This window comes from Pseudoalteromonas sp. S2755 (genome assembly GCF_005886535.1).
In the GTDB taxonomy this organism is placed as follows: Bacteria; Pseudomonadota; Gammaproteobacteria; order Enterobacterales; family Alteromonadaceae; genus Pseudoalteromonas.
Genome location: NZ_PNDS01000138.1, coordinates 1 through 18400 on the forward strand (window position 1 = coordinate 1; position 18400 = coordinate 18400).

An 18400-nucleotide genomic window follows, 5' to 3' on the forward strand; every position below is an offset into this window, starting at 1 on the left:
TGGCAAGGCAAAAATTTTGCTATTTAGTTGTTCTAAATGAGGAATTTTTAACGCTGTTAGCGTCAGATTTACTCCTTCAAATTGAGCAAGTATTAAGTCAAATTGGTATAAACTAAGATAAGAACGAAAAAAGGCCCCGTGGGCCTTTGGATTTTAGTTACTTTGGGATAATCTGCGATCAGTACAGCATCGCAGAAACTGTGCTGTGATTATCAATCGCCATCGCGATACTTAGGACTGTGATATTAACTATTGAGAATGCAAATACTTGCCTCGCCCAACCATGTAAATCTAAGTCTCTTTGGTATCCTTTTAACGCCATCAATAACCACCAAAAACTGGTTGTACAGGCCACCGCCATAAATGCTATGCCGGTATAACCGCTAAGCGGTAGTAACATCACCACGAGTGCATAAATGGCGATATACAAAACAATGTGATGCTTGGCTTTTTCAATACCTTGCGCGACTGGCAACACCGGAATATTCGCGGCCCGGTAATCGTCAAAACGGAAAATCGCAATGGCATAAGAATGCGGCATTTGCCAAAGACAAAACATCAATAATAAAATGGCAGCGCCAGAGTCAAACACCCCGCTTACTGCGCAGTAACCAACCACGGGAGGCACTGCCCCTGACAGGCTACCAACCACCGTGCCATACACTGAGTTTCGTTTCATATATAAGCTGTAAATACCGACATAAATAAAAAACCCAAATGCGGCAAAACCCAGCGCAATCCAATTGGTGAAATAGGCTAAGAGCCCAAAGCCAGATAATCCGAGTACCAGACTATGTGACAGTGCAGCAACTGAGGAAATTTCCCCGGTTACTGTCACGCGAGTTTTAGTGCGAGCCATTGCCGCATCGATATCCCTGTCGATGACATTGTTAACTACACAACCTGACGCAACGACTAAAGATAGCCCCAGTAGAGTCAAGGCAAATAGCAGCCAATCAACTTCACCTCGAGAGGCCAATAAAAAGCCTCCTGCGACTGAAATCAAGTTACCCATAATGATCCCAGGTTTTGTCACCTGAAAATAACGACGCAGCATGAGTACTCTCCTGTTAATACATCATCATGGCGTTCGATTCGTAGATGATCCAGACCGACAGCCCCACTACCATCACAATAATCAACGCACTAAAGATAAAGGAAAGCGTGCTTGCCTTACCTTCTTCCGTAACAAAATTCAGGTGTAAAAAATACTTCAGGTGCACCCAAATTTGCACTAACGCCGTTGTCACTAACGTCCAAAATGTCGTGCTAGATGACAAGCTGCCACTCATCACGGCAGCAAAAGGAATGGCTGTCAAAATAACGGATAGCACAAAACCAATTAGATACGACTTCACACTACCGTGGCTGTCGTGTTCATGCTCATGAACATCCATCTGTGCTAACGCTTGAGATTCACTATGGCTCATTACATTGCCCCCATTAAATAAACAACGGTAAATACACAGATCCACACGATATCTAAAAAGTGCCAGAACAAGCTTAAGCAGCTCAAACGCGTTACCGTTTGTGGCTTAAGACCACGACGTGTCACTTCAATCATCATCACAGTCATCCAAATCAAGCCTGCCGTCACGTGCATGCCGTGCAGACCCACCAATGAGAAGAAAGAAGTCAAAAAAGCACTATTTTGCGGTCCATGACCGCGTACTATTAAGTGATGGAATTCATACACTTCCATGCCAATAAACACCGCACCAAAGGCAAATGTCACCGCAAGCCAAGATAAGGTTTGCGACTTTTTCTGTTTGTTTGCCGCTATCATGGCAAACCCAAAGGTAATACTACTTAACAGTAAGGCTGCGGTTTCAACCGCAACAAAACCCAGCTCAAAGATATCTTTGCCAGACACCCCACCTGCCGTGTTCATGTACAACACAGCGTAAGTGGCAAAGAAGGAAGCAAACAACAAACAATCCGTCATCAGATATAGCCAAAAACCGAATACGGTATTTGAACCTGTATCATGATCTGCATGCTCGTGAGCATCTTCTAACGCATGCAGCGTAGCGGGAGTAATTGCACTCATGAATTAACCCTCCTGTAATGCGCGAGAAAGGTGGGCAGACTCAATCTGCTCAATCTCGTCAACCTGTACATAATAATCAACGTCGCTGGTGTAACAACGCTTAATAAATACCGCGATAGCACTGACAAAACCCACCGCCGCTAACCACCAAATATGCCAAATCATGGCAAAGCAAAACACGGTCAATGACGCGCTGATAAGCACTCCAGCCGGGGTATTTTTTGGCATGTGAATAGGCTGATAATGTGCAGGCTTTTGATATGCCTGTCCCTGCTCTTTCATTTCTGTCCAAGCGTCAATATCGTCAACCACAGGGGTTTTCGCGAAATTGTAGTACTGCGGAGGAGAGTCCGTTGACCATTCTAGCGTATGCCCATTCCACGGATCGCCTGTGGTGTCTTGCAATTGCTCGCGATTTTTGTAGCTCACCACTAGCTGTACCACTTGGAAAACTATCCCAAACATAATGATAAAGGCACCAATGCACGCGATGTATAGCCAAATGTTCCACTCTGGCGTGTTGGTATGATTAAGGCGACGTGTCATGCCCAAGAAGCCAAGCACATAAAGCGGCATAAAGGCCACAAAGAAGCCAACCAGCCAGCACCAGAATGAGGCTTTACCCCAACGCTCATCAAGCTTGTAACCCATTACTTTAGGGAACCAGTAAGCAAACCCCGCCAGATAACCAAACACTGCCCCACCGATAATGGTGTTATGGAAATGTGCAATTAGGAAAAGACTGTTGTGCAGCACATAGTCCGCGCCAGGAATTGCAAGCAGTACGCCAGTCATCCCACCAACGGTAAAGGTCACCATAAACCCTAACGTCCAAAGGACCGGCACCGTGATCCGCAAACGACCGCGATACATGGTAAATAACCAGTTAAAGAGTTTTACTCCCGTCGGGACCGCAATGACCATCGTCATGACCCCAAAGAAAGCATTAACATTGGCGCTTGAACCCATAGTAAAGAAGTGATGTAGCCAAACAATAAAGCCCAAAATAGAAATCGCACCGCTGGCATACACCATCGACTTATAGCCAAACAGGCGTTTGCCTGTAAAGGTTGAAATAATTTCTGAGAAAATCCCAAACGCAGGCAAAATCAAAATATAAACTTCAGGGTGACCCCATGCCCAGAACAGGTTGATATACATCATGGCATTACCACCGGCTTCATTGGTGAAGAAGTGGAAATCCATATAACGGTCAAGCGTTAGCATCGCTAGCACCGCAGTAAGAATTGGGAAAGACGCCGCAACTAGGATATTTGCCCAAGTACAAGTCCAAGTAAAAATAGGCATTTTCATTAGCGTCATACCAGGTGCACGCATCTTAAATACGGTAACCAAGAAATTCACAGCAGTGAGCAATGTCCCAAGCCCGGATATTTGTAGTGCCCAAATATAGTAATCAACCCCAACACCGGGACTAAACGACAACTCAGACAAGGGCGGATATGCCACCCAACCGGTTTTTGCAAACTCACCAAATGCCAAAGATAAGTTGATTAAAATAGCCCCACCCGCTGTCAACCAAAAGCTGAGATTATTCAAAAACGGAAAGGCAACATCTCTAGCACCAATTTGCAGTGGCAAGATGATATTCATCAAACCAATCATAAATGGCATCGCCATAAAGATGATCATGATCACCCCGTGCGCAGTGAAGATCTGATCATAGTGCTCAGGAGGTAAGTAACCGGCAGCGCCGCTTGTGGCCATGGCCAGCTGTGTACGCATCATGATGGCGTCGGCAAAACCACGCATTAACATAATTAATGCCAAGATAATGTACATCACGCCTAGGCGTTTATGATCGATTGAAGTGATCCAATCGTGCCACAGCACGCCCCATTTTTTGTATTTTGTGACCATTGCCGCCACGATTAGACCAACAGTCGCCACCACGGCTAACGTCACCATAATGATGGGTTCGTGATAGGGGATTGCCTCGATGGATAATTTACCAAACAACGACATAATTACTCCTCAGCCTTGCCGTGATGTGAATGTGCAGCATGCTCTGGTTTGGCGTAATAGTTCATTTCGCCATGACCCTGCATGTACTTCATAATTATGGTGTGAAATAAGCCCTGCTCTACCGAGCCAAAATACTCAACGGGGTGATATTCTGAAGGCTCAGCCAGCTGCGTGTAGCGATCTGCGGTTAAGGCGTCGCCGTTTGCTTTGACATCGACAACCCAGTTATCAAAATCTGCTTTGTCTTTGGTGGCAATGGCTTTGAAATTCATTCCAGAAAAACCCGCCCCACTGTAGTTAGCAGAAAAGCCTTTGAACGTACCCGGCTCGTTGGCAATCAAGTGAAGCTGTGTTTCCATTCCAGCCATTGAGTAGATTTGGCTACCAAGCTGTGGAATAAAGAAAGAGTTCATGGTGCTTTCGGAAGTGATTTTATACTCCACTGGTACATTCGCTGGAAACACCAGCTCATTCACTGTGGCAATGCCTTGCTCTGGATAGATAAATAACCACTTCCAGTTTAGCGATACCACCTGAACAGTGAGGTGTTCACCCTTACCTTCCAACGGCTTGTACGGATCAAGTGATTGTGTAGAGCGCCAAGTGATCACCCCAAGTACAATAATAATCACAATCGGAATGGTCCAAACCACGGCTTCTATTTTGTTAGAGTGAGCCCATTTCGGTGCATAAATCTCGTGGTCACGACCGTCTCGGTACTTCCACGCAAAGTATAAGGTAAGAATAATAACTGGTACTACAACGAGTAACATCAGTACAGTGGCAATGATGATCAAGGACTTCTCATCCACGCCAATTTGCCCCTTGGGATCTAAAATGCCACCACTACAGCCGGTGAGCATAAGCCCCAATGAAGCGAACGCATAATTCACAACACTACGTTTATTCAATTGATTACCCTTCAACGATAAGCTGCGACTTATTTATCAAGCACGCTGAGTATCTATTTGTGCAAGCTATGCTGCACAAGTTCGAATTGCACTGTATCCATCAGGGAAAATGCATTAGTGAAGGGAAACGCTTCTTTGATACCAGTCACTAACCATTTACCAAATAATCGACACAGTAAACGGACAATCACATTTGCTAAGCTTACAATTCGCCCTAAAAGGACTGTAAGTAGCCGATTAATGTAATTGAAACTGAATTGCTGACTGCTGATCCAAATCGCTTAAATCAAACACATTGGATTAAAATATTGCAATTACGCAAACAGACAGCGGTATCAAAAAGGAGGAGCACGACAACCATGTGCGCTAGGCACCGGTTGAGGGTGAATAGCCTCTGTAGAGGCGAATGCCATTTTGCGAAGCACGATGCCCGCGCGTGTAGGCAAAATAGTATGGAAAACTAACCAATAAAGACCTATCAATAATTGCAATGACAAGATAGGTTGAGCCAAAAACTCTCCGAGCATCACCAACACAGAGTCAGGTAGTGAATTATCTGCAAAAAGAGCTTCTAATTCAGCTACATCACCAAGCATGCCAGTGAATAATAATGCCGTGTTAAACATCATCAACGCGCTTAGCACACTGAAAATACGACCGAATAACTGCACACGCGTCATCGCACAACCTTGATAGGTTGTATCGTCCGTAGTTGCAGTATGTCGAGCATAGCTTAACAGTGGCACAGATTATCCTGATGTTTTTATCTTGATAGAGTTGATTAGTTCAGAACTTTCAGTCCAAACTGAAAATTCACGGCGAGTATAACAAAGTAGCAATTCGATTCAAGCGATATCTGCAATGATCTATATCAAACTTTCTTAATCTACTTCTCACTTTCTTCCTTCCATAAGACAAAGTTCTTAAACGCGCTTATTAGCAATAATTCTCATTCACAATCATTTACAAAACGTAAATATTAACATTTTTATTAACTATCAACTAGATAGCCATCTGCACGGCTTAACACCTCATTCATCTTTCGTTCATGCTATTTATTTTTGGTTCGTTCTAAGTATGATCCTCGCCAACTGACATCGCTGTCATATTAACTAATTCTTTATTATTAGAGGAACTCATGAAGCAGCTGAATAAACTCCTAGGTTTGATGAAAGTATCCAATAAACTCAGACTCAGTCTGCTTTTGTCTGTCGTGATCATTGCCCTTGTGCAACTCTCATCAGCACTCGTTTTACGAGACAGCTTAACGCAAGAAAGACACATTAATGCAAAAAACCTAATGGAAACTACTGTTGCACAACTTAATATGGTTGCCACTGACACCTCTGTCCCCCCACAACAAAGACAAGAAAAAATAAAAAAGCTCATTGATGCTGCACGCTATGGTGACGCAGGTTACTTCTTCTTATTTGACTTAAAAGGGAATATGGTAACGCATCCCATTAAGCCACTACTCAATGGCACCTCAATGACTCACCATCATGAACGTTTTATTCGCGAGGCATTCAGCCAGTTCGTCGTCATTGCGAATCAAAATCAACAAGGCTTTGCCCGATATGAATGGCCAAAGCCGGGGACAAAGGAGCTTGAGAGCAAGCTTTCTTATATTGTTAACTTAGGGCACTATAACTGGGCAATTGGGACAGGCATTTACCTTCAAGACGTTGAAGAACAGTTTTATGACCGACTCATGTTGATGACTGCTGAAACGCTCGGCTATGCGATATTACTTATTTTCCTCTCAAGCTTGATCAGCAAAAATATTACCAAGCCACTGGATAAGCTCACCCGCACGATGGGACTCATTTCAGCGCAAAAAGACCTCACCATTGCACTGAAAAGCCACGGTAAAGACGAGCTTGCCCAAATGGCTATCGCATTTAATAAAATGAACTCACATTTTCGTAATGTACTGCATGATATCAACGAAAACACCCATTCTTTGGCTTCCCAAGCAGAGGAATTATCCTGTATTACCGAGCAGATCCAAGCTGGTATTGGACAACAAAACAGTGAAACAGAATCAGTGCAAAACCGCATGCAATCGCTTAATCAAGTGGCACAAGCTGTCAATAATGAGTCAAAGCGTGCGCTTGATAAAGTAACAGAGACAACCACACTGACGACCCAAGGGCTGGCGCATGTAGACGAAAATGTGGCTGTCATAGCGCATGCCTCTCGTAGCGTCGACTCAGCGCAACAAGCCGTGCTCGAACTACAACGCTCATCAACCGAGATTGGTGCAGTACTTGATGTCATTAAAAAAGTGGCAGATCAAACTAATTTATTAGCATTAAATGCAGCCATCGAGGCTGCAAGAGCGGGAGAGCAAGGTCGCGGTTTTGCCGTGGTGGCCGACGAGGTAAGAACGCTGGCACAGCGTACGCAACAATCTACCGATGATATTCAAGCGATCATTGATAAACTGCACAATGGCGTCGCCACAACCGTTGAAGAAATGCAAAGCTGCCGTGCAGCATCCGAGCAAAGCCTCAAAGTGAGCCAAGAATGCAAACACGCACTAGAGCAAATCAACCTCTCCATTGCAACCGTGAATGATATTAACGTTAATATCGCCACCTGGAGTGAAAAGCAATCCGAAGATCTTAATGACATGACTGACAACATCAGTAGCATCGCAACAGTGGCGAGCCAAACCGCTCTTGGCGCTGAACATACCCAAGCATCGAGCCAGCAATTAAGCGAAATGTCACAACGACTCTCACAAATGGTAAGTGAATTCAAGGTGTGAACTTACACCTGTTCGCAGACGCGGAAGTGCGTACTTCCGCTGAGAAATGTAGGGTAGCAAGGGGTTTTAGCGCGCCAGTCAAAAACTGCTCGTCGAGTAAATCTCCTCCAGACTAGATTTACTTCGGAGTAGGAGCTGCTTCACGCAGCGATCTTTAAAAAATTTCGCCACACAACCCCCCAACAAAATCTACCGCAGTTAATCAGCATAAGGGTAATGAACATGACGCTGCTCTTGTAATTTCATACCCAAATACTCAAAGGTCCCCACCAACATCTCAGTAAATGGTGCCGGTGCTTTCTCTTGGCATGAAGTTGATAAAATCGAAAACTGCTTTTCGCGCAATGTTCTTAATTCTGGCTTTAGCGCTTCTATGTCCATAAAGTCGGTTATTCTGTCGATAAATGCCTTCATTCTGGGTGTTACTGCATACCAATAAACGGGAGATGCAAAAATGATGTGCTCAAAACCGAGCACCCACCTAAACAGGTTAACAAAGTCATCATCGCTGTGAGAGTGTTTGTAACAGTACTCACCAATTTTATAACGGTCTAAATAGATGAGTTCAGCCCTTTTTTCTGCTGCTAGTGCCTTTGCAGATTGGTAGGTATTTCCATTGGGGTTTGAGCTTGAGTAAATAACGACTGTTTTCATAATGTTCAATTCCAGTTGCATTAATAATAAATTGGGTGCTACCTTAAAACCTCACCTTAAGTTAAGGTAAAGCATTAATTTATGAAAACTGAAAAATTATTACGAGACGAACCGAACCTCAGTGTCGGCAAAGTAGCTCAAAGAGCCGATGTTGCGGTGTCAGCACTGCATTTTTATGAGAACAAAGGGCTTATTCGCAGTTGGCGCAATAACGGTAATCAGCGCCGTTATAAAAAGGATGTGTTGCGCCGAATTGCCATTATTAAAGCGGGTCAAAAAATGGGGATAACTCTAGGGGAGATAAAAGAAACCCTTGATACCCTACCCGATTCAAGAACACCAACCAGAGCGGACTGGGCCAAACTTTCTACAGCCTGGCAAGCAAAGCTGGATGAAAAAATCGCTTACATGCAACGTTTAAGAGACTATGTCAATGGCTGCATTGGCTGTGGCTGTTTATCGATGAAATCATGCCCTATCTACAACCCTAATGACATCGTTGCCAAAGAGGCTAACGGTGCGGTGTGGTTGGATGAGCCAGACAAAGCAAATAAAGCAAAATCTTGTTATGATAGCGAAAACCATTAAATAGGACACAATAATGAAAAAGACTGCCTTGTGCATGGCGCTAGCCATAGCAATGGGCCTGACTGGCTGCTCACTTTCTCCTTCGTCTGTCGAGACGACGCCTTCAGAGCCACAGCAAACAGTAGCAGCAAATGCACAATTCGCTGACTTTTCTCAGCAATTTATCAATGACTTATGGAAACAGTACCCAGAAGCGTCACTCTGGGCAGGCTTTGGCAAGTACGACGATATTATCACTATACCAACCCAAGCGGCACGAGACGCCAGCGTCGCGTTTTCTAAGGCGCAATTAGCCAAGCTGCAGCAGTTCGACCTTGCTAACTTAAGCAATAGTCAAAAAATCGATTATCACTTGATTGAAAATCGCCTAAAACGCGATATCTGGCATATTGAAACCTTCAAAAGCTGGCAGTGGAATCCATCAAACTACAATGTTTCTTATGGCTTTGCGACCATACTCAATAGCCGCTTTAAAACGGATGACGAAAAGCTCAAGCTCGTTTTAGCACGTCTTCAATATGTGCCAGCCTATTATGAAGCTGCACAAAACAATATTAACAATCCAACGCTTGAATATACTCAGCTTGCGATAGCACAAAACCAAGGCGCATTTAGTGTATTAAACGACGAGTTGCTTGATAAGCTCGCGACTTCATTATTAACAGCCGAGGAAAAAGCCCTATTCAAACAGCGCTTCGCTGCCGCGAAATCAGCCATCAATGGATATGTTTCTTACCTTACCAATCTTGAAAAAGAGTTAAGTGAAAGCGGTAACGCGCGCTCATTTAGAATTGGTGAGAAGCTCTACGAACAAAAATTTGCCTTTGATATTCAGTCTGGCTATACCGCAAAGCAAATGTATGAAAAAGCAATGGCCGACAAAGCCCGTGTTACTAATGAAATGGTTAAGATTGTTGATCAACTCTGGCCAAAGTACTTTGCTGACAAGCCACGCCCAGAATCTGACATTGATGCGATTGCCACGCTTATCAAGCACCTTTCAGTCAAACACGTAAAACGTGAAAACTTTGTGAGCGAAATCAAGGCGCAAATACCAGAGCTTGAAAAGTTTGTGATGGAAAAGGATCTCATCACGCTAGACCCTGAAAAGCCACTAGTTGTTCGCGAGACGCCTGAATATATGCGTGGCTTTGCTGGTGCTTCAATCAGTGCTCCGGGACCATACGACAAAAAAGAGAACACCTATTATAACGTGTCTCCACTGGACTCAATGGACGACGAGCAAGCTGAATCGTATCTACGTGAATACAACCACTGGATCCTGCAGATCCTAAATATTCACGAAGCCGTGCCAGGTCATTACACTCAATTGGTTTACTCTAACGAATCTCCGTCTTTGGTGAAGAGTATCTTAAGCAATGGCGCGATGATTGAAGGATGGGCGGTCTACACTGAGCGCATGATGCTAGAAGAAGGCTATGGTAACTTTGAGCCTGAAATGTGGTTAATGTACTACAAGTGGAATCTACGCGTGATCTGTAACACCATCCTAGATTACGGTATCCAAGTAAAAGGAATAAGCAAAGAAGAAGGCTTAGATCTGCTGATGAATGGGGCTTTCCAAGAGCGTGCAGAAGCCGAAGGTAAATGGCGCCGTGCAACCTTGAGCCAAGTACAACTAACCAGCTATTACTCTGGTTATCGCGAAATTTACGACTTCCGTGAAACACAAAAGCAAAAGCTTGGAAAAGAATTTGACTTGAAAGCATTCCATGAAGAATTCTTAAGCTTTGGCAGTGCTCCGGTGAAATATATCCGCCAGTTAATGGCAAAGTAACATAATAATGCCAGCCTTATGGCCGGCATTATTTTTTGAAAAATTGATATCACCCGTAGGTCGGCCTTTAGGCCGACTAACGTTTTAATCTAGAGGGAACCCTATAAACCCAAAGGCTACCCTTTAAACGTTGGGTTGGGGGGGATTGTCGACCTAAAGGTCGACCTACTTTACTATCTTCATTTCATCTAACAGGTTTTGCGCATTATCAACCTTGTCCATTACCCATAACATGTAACGCGAATCAACATGGATTGAGCGATTTAGGTTTTTATCGTAATCCCAGTCACCAATAATGCTTTCATATACACCGTCAAACAGTAAACCTACTAACTCCGCTTTCCCGTTTAAAGTTGGCGAGCCCGAGTTACCACCTGTGGTATCCACATTAGAAAGGAAATTCACCGGTACGGTATTCATGCCCCCTGTATATTGACCATATACTTTTTCACGGATCAACTGCTGCTGCTTTTTAGGCGCGTTAAATGGTTCAACATCAGTATTTTTCGCCAACAGTCCTTCAAGCGAGGTAAATGGCGTTGCCACTAAGCCATCTTGCGGTGAATAGCCACCTACCGTACCGTAAGTGACACGGAGTGTGCTGTTAGCATCCGCGTAAACTGGCTTATTTTGAGATTTGTTGTAAGCAATAATAGCTTCCATCAAAGCAGGACGTGCAGATTGCTGCTTACCAGCCAATTCTTTTTCTTCATCTTCGATTTGCTTCATCACTGCAAAAATCGCTTTTGCATATTGAATGAATGGATCAGAGCTTTGATTTAACTGCTCAAGCTCTAAATCTAACATCCAAAGACGGGCTTTTTCATCAGCAAGCTTAGAGTTAGCATACATCTCATCTAGCAGCGCTTGGTGCTTTGCTTTATTGAAGCCGTTTTCAAGTTGAAGCTGCTTATCGACTTCAGCTAAACGCGCTTCTTTTGGCAAGGCTGCATAAAGCTCCATAAAGTAAAGCATAATCGCTTTATCAACTGTTTCATCATAACGGCGCGTCATACGCTGTAGCCCCGCTTTGATTTTTGGCATATCACGTTCTTGATAACCACTCTCACGCTCAGCATCAGGCTTTTGTTTTTCAACCGCCAAGCGATAAAGCTTACGCGCAGTAGACATCATTTGTGAGCGATGGATATAGCCAACCATCATATCACGCTCATAATGAACTTGAGATTGAGCAACCAACTCGCTCAATTCGTTTAGTACAGCACCATACTTTGCTTTACGGTCTGCATCAGCATTAATCCAAGTGCTAAGATCGCGCTCAAATTGCTGCTTGCGGCTATACATACTGCCTTTTTTGAAGCTCTCAATCATAGAGCCAAAGTTTTTGATGTAGTTGTTGTAACCCGCAATGGTGCTTTCATAGGCGATACGAGCTTGCGACCCTTCAGGTGCATTTTCTTCAATTAGTGCCACATACTTTGAGTTATGTTTACGTACCATGGGGTAAACCGTGTTAAATACATAATCCACTTCAGAAGCAATACGATAGCGGTTGGTACGACCCGGATAACCCGTCACCATCACAAAGTCGCCCTCTTGCACGCCTTTTGCACTCACACTCAAAAACGACTCAGGGTTATAAGGTACGTTATCCTTAGAAAACTCAGCTGGCTTACCATCTTTACCCACATATGCACGGTAAAAAGCAAAGTCGCCGGTGTGACGAGGCCACATCCAGTTATCTATATCGCCACCATATTTGCCCACGCCCATCGCTGGTGTATATGCCAGACGGACGTCTTTTATCTCTAAAGATTTAATGAGGTAATATTCCAATCCACCATGAAAGGTATAAACATTACAGCGATAGCTTTCATCTTGCTCACACTCAGCAACAAGCTGTTTGCGCTTACTGTCAATGGCATCAAAACGTGCTTTACCGGTAAGCGAATCAGTACCGGCATTAACTTTATCCGTTACGTTCGACACTTCTTTTGTCACATAAACCCGTGAGCCCGGTGCCGCTGGTAGATCTTCACTTGGCTGTTTTGCTAAAAAGCCATTCTCAAGAATATTATTATCTGTTGTTGAGTTGTATTGAATAGAGCCGTATGCACAGTGATGATTTGTCACCACTAAACCTTTAGGAGAGACAAATGACGCCGTACAGCCACCTAAGCTAATCACCGCATTCATCGGGAATTCAGTGAGTTTAGAAATTGACTTAGCATCAATTTCCAGTCCTTTAGACTTTAAAATAGATTCAAGTTCAGGTAGTTGATGTGGTTGCCACATGCCTTCATCGGCAGCAACGTACTGAGAAAAGGCCAACACCATGGCCGCGGAGATAGCTTTAATACGCATATTCCAATCCTAAATGTTATATTATTTTAATTGCGATCAGTAATGTGACCCAAGATAGTGCCAAATAGCAATTTATTTCGGTGGAATTTAATAAAACAATGTAAATATTCTTCTTCAGTCTCTCCGCTTTACATCATCTCAAGTGTTAAAGCTAAACCCAATATGTAGTACCTTGTTGACCTATCACAGATCATTTATACTGGCTCGGCACAACGACAAAGATCATCCCTTCTTCAAAAGAGCTGAAGAATGCGTATTCTAAGGAAAAGGAAATCATGGAAGACAAATCAAGTCGGCGTCCACTCAAGGTACGCTCAAGCACATATGCTCAGCGCGTCGCCAAATGGCTTAGCAATAAAAATATCACTCCTAACACTATTTCACTACTCAGCGTGCTGTTTGCAGCCTGCTCAGCAATCTCTCTTGTTTTGTTACCACTGTCTTCTGGACTACTCATTTGGCTTTTGCCTCTACTTGCCGCCATATGCATTCAATTTCGCTTACTGTGTAATTTGTTCGATGGTATGGTCGCTGTGGAAGGTGGGAAAAGTACCGCATCTGGTGAACTTTTTAACGATATGCCAGACAGATTTGCTGATGCTTTCATCATTGTTGCTGTGGGCTATGCAGTCCCTCAATTTAGTTACGCAATCGATATTGCTTGGTGTGCGGCAACGCTTGCAATTATGACCGCTTACGTCAGAACCTTAGCAACGAGTACAGGGGCTCCTGCCAATTTTTGTGGGCCTATGGCGAAACAACACCGAATGGCTTTACTTACATTTGCATGCCTTTTTACAACTATAGAGCCTCTATTCTGGCAACAAGGGGCTGTGTTATATACGTCATTACTTATCATTAGCGTCGGTTCATTCATCACGTTATTTAAACGAGCTATCCTTGCCTATCAATACCTTGAGGGCAAACGCGATGTTTAACGTCCCTGATCATTCTTTGTATGCCATGGCGTTGGTAGGACTCATCTTAATCACCGCAACGCTTGCTTATTTAGTTATTAGCCGAATACAACGAGATACGGATCATCAAGAATTAAAACTCAGGATCCAATCTTGGTGGTGGATAATTGGCGCTTTTTTTGTCGTATTAGCCTCCAACATACATTTCGCACTTGCTTTTATTGGCTTTTTAAGTTTTCTCGCATTAAAAGAGTTTTTGTCCATAGTGCCAGGACGGCAAACCGATAGGCGCGCTATTTTTTGGCTATATTTGAGTATCCCACTGCAATATTATTGGGTTGCAACTCAGTGGTATGGCATGTTTATTATCTTTATTCCTGTTTATATCTTTCTATTTATCCCTATTAGAATGGTGCTCATCGGTGATACAAAAGGATTCATAAAGTCAGCTGGGATCCTTAACTGGGCCGTCATGTTGTGTGTTTTCTCTATTAGTCACCTTGGCTACTTGTTAGTTTTGCCGGTCAAAAACAGTGAGGCGGGTGCCATTGGTCTGGTATTGTATTTACTGTTTACTACTCAATTTAACGACGTTTGCCAATATGTTTGGGGAAAACTGTTTGGTAAGCATAAAATCATCCCAAAAGTGAGCCCCAACAAAACATGGCAAGGTTTTATTGGTGGCGCCTGTACTACTGCCACATTGTCTTGTTTTGTTGCCCCTGCACTCACGCCACTATCGACCTTACAAGGCGCAGGCGCAGGGCTCCTAATAGCTGTTACTGGTTTTTTTGGTGATTTAGTTATTTCAAGTGTTAAACGAGATTTACAAATTAAAGACACAGGGGTCATGATCCCCGGCCATGGTGGCATTTTAGATAGGATGGACAGCCTACTCTACACTTCACCACTATTCTTCCATTACCTTTACTATCTGCACTATTAAACTATGCTTGCACGCGTTTTAAAGATACTGTTTTTTGGGATGATTATTAAGCCAGTGGTTTTAATTTTACTAGGGCTCAACGTTGTTAATCGCAATAAGCTACCAACACATGGGCCTGCTATCCTCGCGCCAAACCATAATAGCCATTTGGATACCCTAGTATTAATGAGCTTGTTTCCATTAAGGATGATACATAAGATACGCCCCGTAGCCGCTGCAGATTATTTTCTCGCCAACAGATATATCGCTTGGTTTGCACTCAATGTTATTGGGATCATTCCTCTAAATCGCAAGCAAGTTACACGCAAAACACAGCTCTTTGAACAATGCCATAAAGCGTTAAAGCAAGGTGAAATCTTGATTTTTTTTCCTGAAGGGTCTCGTGGTGAACCTGAAAAAATGACGCAGTTAAAGAAAGGTATTTTTCATCTCACTCGCGATTGTAAGCCGGTGCTCGTTTACCCCATTATGATGCATGGACTTGGCCGCTCTTTACCCAAAGGAGAAGCTTTATTTGTGCCATTTAATTGCGACGTCATTGTCGGCGAGCCACTTTCTTGCACAAGCCACGCGAGCGCACTAGTGCAAGAAATCGAACTACAATTTAACTCGATGCGATCACTTTGTTTAACATATCGGGTAGACGAAGAGTGATAAAACTCTCCTCTTGTAAGCCTAATATCCAAAAAACGGTTCGCTGCCGTACTCTCCTACTTTACTGTTATCTGCATAAATAGTGGACATTTTTCTTAGCTAATTAAACATCTCATCGGTTAATTCAAAAGGCTCCCAAGTCGCCTGTGCTGAACCAATTTCTTCTAAAATCCGCCCTTTCACGCCATCAAATGGAGCATTAGAGATCCACATTTTTACCTCACCCTTTTCACCAAAACCAAAGATAATCTGAGGGACAAGATCTTCCTTTACCTCTCCCGTGTGGAAGGTAATACTAGGCAGGTTTTTTGCGATTTTGTATGCTTTATCACGTTGTACACTGAACTCAGCGTTGTAATGCCTTCCTTGTTTATAATCCCACCATTGTGCTTTCACTTTATGCGGGATTTCAGCTCCCCAAAACGTACTATTTGCATTAGCATTACCCCAACAACAACCTATTGAGCCTGCTGGTGGAGAAAACTTGTCGTCAAACACTAGCTTAACCATTAGGTCACTATTTTCATAGGCAGATACACCTATCCGCAACTTAACCAATTCTGTACTTGAAGAGCAGCTACAAAGCAGCATTACTGCCATTAAAACGGTATAGAGCTTATTGATCATCCTTTTCTCCAAATTGATTTATTTCCATTTTTATACGCTTTCCACACTTGCACCTGCGGTAGCGCTTTTGCATTATTGTAAAACATTTCCCTTTGTCCATTTTCATTCACGTACTTTGCTTTTGTTTCCTCACCGTGAGCCAGTTTATCCGTAAATCCCGTAAACCGAGAACTAATATGAATATAATGCTCGTATAACTTCTGCCAAGCTTGGCTTGTTGGCCCAGCTTTAAGCGCTTTTGGTACCAAAGTTGCGACCTCGTTGCTAAGTTCATAGGGGTAGATACTTTGAAGACGCGCCATTTCTTTTAGCGGAACGCCATGTTGCACCGCCTCGTTATACATTTGGTGAAGTCCATAATGGGCAAGGGTATTATCTATTTTACGCCTCCAAACGGGCCGATATGTGGTGTAAATATCCTTGTCTCTTCCCGAGCGACTAGCGCCATATCTTAGTCTTTTAAAGCGATAGACCATATCTACGTCAATACCTGGCCACTGATATCTCTGTTCAATTGCTAATTTTGCCTGTTGTACTTTTGCTTCATGCTGTGGCTCACCTGGAATGCCACGAATGCGCTTTAAAGGATATTCAATATCAATACTGATAGGGGCATACCCGCCTCCAATATCAGAATGAACGCCTGGCAGATAATCTTCTTTATGGTTAGAAAACAAGCTACCATCTTTATTTTTTAATGAGCTTAGTGGGAATTTATCACGCCGCTCGTCCCAAGCCGTTAAGTGATACACAGCCCCTGCACTGGCTTGATTAAGATCGAGTCTAGCTGCCTTCTCTAACTCATCTTTAGCATACAGTTCACCATGATAATTATCCCCATCCCCTCCTATCGAAGCGACAGTATCGAAAATTCCAACAAAGCGAAATACCACCTCTTTATTCGCTAACTTGGTATCTTGCTTTACTCTCATTTCATTGATCAGATTAACAAACGCTCTTGCTGCCGCTGCGCCACGGCTGAATCCAAAGCAATCAAGTAAAATCGTGTTGCATAAGCTAATGGAGCTTTTACTCTTAACGAAAGTTTCGATTAAATCAATCGCCTCTATCAACCTTTCATCAAATGAGTAGGCAACGGCTAAATCAATTGTACTATTATCTTCTCCTGCCTTAGTGCCTACGCCTTCGACATAGTGTTTAAAATGAAATTTATCATCCATTTTATACAACTCATGGAGCTTAGCGATATTCGTCGGCTCTTTATCATCAAAGGGGTCCAAAATATCGTTGTATTTATTGTTGCCTGTACCATCAAAGAAGATCCCGATGCTCGGAGGCTCGCTAATAAAATGTAGGTGTACATTGCCCTCGCCTGAAACATTGTGTTTAATCAGCTGCACTCCGCCCTCAGCGCCAATCTTAAGTGCTTTTACTTTTTCTATATCAAGTAAGTCAGCATATGGCACATTATTAAAAAGCACCTGCTCCGGCACCCCCAGGATTTTTGCTTTTAGGCTATAGCTGCCATCTTCACTCAACTTTCCGAATACGAGAGGCGTTTGCGTTGCCCCTTCAGAGGCTCTCGACAACGTGGGGGTATCAGCGCCTTGGATCACAAAACTCACCGCCAACTCCCCCTCCAGCGACACTAATATGCGCTTTTCAGCCACCTCAGGTGATTTATCAACGTTAATAGAGGCCAATACCTGATCGAAAGATGTTAATTGGTCTGATTGATATCCGCCAATGGGCTGATTAGGATCAACCCCACCATTGCTTGCAAAGGCGTTGTTTCTATTCTCGGCTTTGAAATAGGACCTGCGTTTAACGATGATTAGTTGCTCTCTAGAATCGGCAACGCTACCAGACTTTACACTTTGTAAGCCCTTTTTAGTCTTTATAAAAACGCGAGTAAACTCGTCACGCTTAACATGGTGCCAATTATGTCTTTGTCGCAATACTATCCAATCACTGGCATGAGGCTTTAGCTGCGTTCTAATTTCTGACGGTAAATGAGCTGTTGTGGTATGGGGTGGTAAAACTTCCAGCTCATCGATTTGTTGGTCAATCAACCAATTATGTTTTTCTTCAACTATTTTCATCCTTGTTCACCAGAGTTAGTTTTTTATATCATCCTTTCGCATTAAAACAGGCTAACATTTAACCACTCAATTGGTAAATAAAATTTAATAAAATCGTAAACAAAACAT

At 43.3% G+C, this 18400-nt stretch carries 16 protein-coding genes; 6 read left to right on the forward strand and 10 right to left on the reverse strand.

The window, feature by feature from the left end; translation table 11 throughout:
* Positions 1 to 178: 178 nt before the first annotated feature.
* The 6 genes from cyoE to CWC03_RS19555 all read right to left on the reverse strand — a co-directional run bounded on the left by cyoE (position 179) and on the right by CWC03_RS19555 (position 5693).
* Positions 179 to 1057, reverse strand: a complete 879-nt coding sequence (gene cyoE, locus CWC03_RS19530; protein WP_138583299.1) for a heme o synthase — start codon at positions 1055 to 1057, stop codon at positions 179 to 181.
* Positions 1058 to 1070: 13 nt separating this feature from the next.
* Complete coding sequence (gene cyoD / locus CWC03_RS19535) at positions 1071 to 1430, reverse strand: cytochrome o ubiquinol oxidase subunit IV (RefSeq protein ID WP_017218861.1); 360 nt, start codon at positions 1428 to 1430, stop codon at positions 1071 to 1073.
* Complete coding sequence (gene cyoC, locus CWC03_RS19540; RefSeq protein ID WP_138583300.1) at positions 1430 to 2050, reverse strand: cytochrome o ubiquinol oxidase subunit III; 621 nt, start codon at positions 2048 to 2050, stop codon at positions 1430 to 1432. Before cyoC ends, cyoD begins: the two co-directional genes overlap by 1 nt.
* Before the next feature lie 3 nt (positions 2051 to 2053).
* Complete coding sequence (gene cyoB, locus CWC03_RS19545; RefSeq protein ID WP_138583301.1) at positions 2054 to 4036, reverse strand: cytochrome o ubiquinol oxidase subunit I; 1983 nt, start codon at positions 4034 to 4036, stop codon at positions 2054 to 2056.
* 2 nt (positions 4037 to 4038) lie between these two features.
* Positions 4039 to 4899 (reverse strand): ubiquinol oxidase subunit II, encoded by an 861-nt coding sequence (gene cyoA / locus CWC03_RS19550; RefSeq protein WP_502705376.1) that lies wholly within the window; start codon positions 4897 to 4899, stop codon positions 4039 to 4041.
* Positions 4900 to 5282: 383 nt separating this feature from the next.
* The gene (locus CWC03_RS19555) at positions 5283 to 5693 is read right to left on the reverse strand and encodes a hypothetical protein (protein ID WP_138583303.1); all 411 of its coding nucleotides are present in this window, start codon (positions 5691 to 5693) and stop codon (positions 5283 to 5285) included.
* A gap of 392 nt (positions 5694 to 6085) precedes the next feature.
* Between CWC03_RS19555 and CWC03_RS19560 the strand changes: the two genes are divergently transcribed.
* The gene (locus tag CWC03_RS19560; RefSeq protein WP_138583304.1) at positions 6086 to 7720 is read left to right on the forward strand and encodes a methyl-accepting chemotaxis protein; all 1635 of its coding nucleotides are present in this window, start codon (positions 6086 to 6088) and stop codon (positions 7718 to 7720) included.
* Positions 7721 to 7918: 198 nt separating this feature from the next.
* On the opposite strand, the gene CWC03_RS19565 is transcribed toward CWC03_RS19560, so the two are convergent.
* The gene (locus tag CWC03_RS19565; RefSeq protein ID WP_138583305.1) at positions 7919 to 8374 is read right to left on the reverse strand and encodes a flavodoxin family protein; all 456 of its coding nucleotides are present in this window, start codon (positions 8372 to 8374) and stop codon (positions 7919 to 7921) included.
* 81 nt (positions 8375 to 8455) lie between these two features.
* Here CWC03_RS19565 and soxR point away from each other — a divergent pair, with 81 nt between their 5' ends.
* Both soxR and CWC03_RS19575 read left to right on the forward strand, forming a co-directional pair.
* Positions 8456 to 8962, forward strand: a complete 507-nt coding sequence (gene soxR / locus CWC03_RS19570; protein WP_138583306.1) for a redox-sensitive transcriptional activator SoxR — start codon at positions 8456 to 8458, stop codon at positions 8960 to 8962.
* A gap of 13 nt (positions 8963 to 8975) precedes the next feature.
* Positions 8976 to 10760, forward strand: a complete 1785-nt coding sequence (locus tag CWC03_RS19575) for a DUF885 domain-containing protein (protein WP_138583307.1) — start codon at positions 8976 to 8978, stop codon at positions 10758 to 10760.
* A 165-nt stretch (positions 10761 to 10925) separates the two neighbouring features.
* Here CWC03_RS19575 and CWC03_RS19580 read toward each other — a convergent pair whose 3' ends face one another.
* Positions 10926 to 13085, reverse strand: coding sequence for a S46 family peptidase (locus CWC03_RS19580; RefSeq protein ID WP_138583308.1), 2160 nt, complete (start codon positions 13083 to 13085; stop codon positions 10926 to 10928).
* 275 nt (positions 13086 to 13360) lie between these two features.
* Here CWC03_RS19580 and CWC03_RS19585 point away from each other — a divergent pair, with 275 nt between their 5' ends.
* The 3 genes from CWC03_RS19585 to CWC03_RS19595 are packed head-to-tail and all read left to right on the forward strand — an operon-like array spanning position 13361 to position 15602.
* Positions 13361 to 14023 (forward strand): CDP-alcohol phosphatidyltransferase family protein, encoded by a 663-nt coding sequence (locus tag CWC03_RS19585; RefSeq protein WP_128727799.1) that lies wholly within the window; start codon positions 13361 to 13363, stop codon positions 14021 to 14023.
* The gene (locus tag CWC03_RS19590) at positions 14016 to 14948 is read left to right on the forward strand and encodes a phosphatidate cytidylyltransferase (RefSeq protein WP_128727800.1); all 933 of its coding nucleotides are present in this window, start codon (positions 14016 to 14018) and stop codon (positions 14946 to 14948) included. The genes CWC03_RS19585 and CWC03_RS19590 overlap by 8 nt, the downstream gene beginning before the upstream one ends.
* Before the next feature lie 39 nt (positions 14949 to 14987).
* Complete coding sequence (locus tag CWC03_RS19595; protein ID WP_205125738.1) at positions 14988 to 15602, forward strand: lysophospholipid acyltransferase family protein; 615 nt, start codon at positions 14988 to 14990, stop codon at positions 15600 to 15602.
* Between the two features lie 99 nt (positions 15603 to 15701).
* Here CWC03_RS19595 and CWC03_RS19600 read toward each other — a convergent pair whose 3' ends face one another.
* Both CWC03_RS19600 and CWC03_RS19605 read right to left on the reverse strand, forming a co-directional pair.
* On the reverse strand, positions 15702 to 16229 hold the full coding sequence (locus CWC03_RS19600) for a hypothetical protein (RefSeq protein ID WP_138521845.1): 528 nt from the start codon (positions 16227 to 16229) through the stop codon (positions 15702 to 15704).
* On the reverse strand, positions 16226 to 18292 hold the full coding sequence (locus CWC03_RS19605) for a T6SS phospholipase effector Tle1-like catalytic domain-containing protein (RefSeq protein WP_138583309.1): 2067 nt from the start codon (positions 18290 to 18292) through the stop codon (positions 16226 to 16228). Before CWC03_RS19605 ends, CWC03_RS19600 begins: the two co-directional genes overlap by 4 nt.
* Between the last annotated feature and the right edge of the window lie 108 nt (positions 18293 to 18400).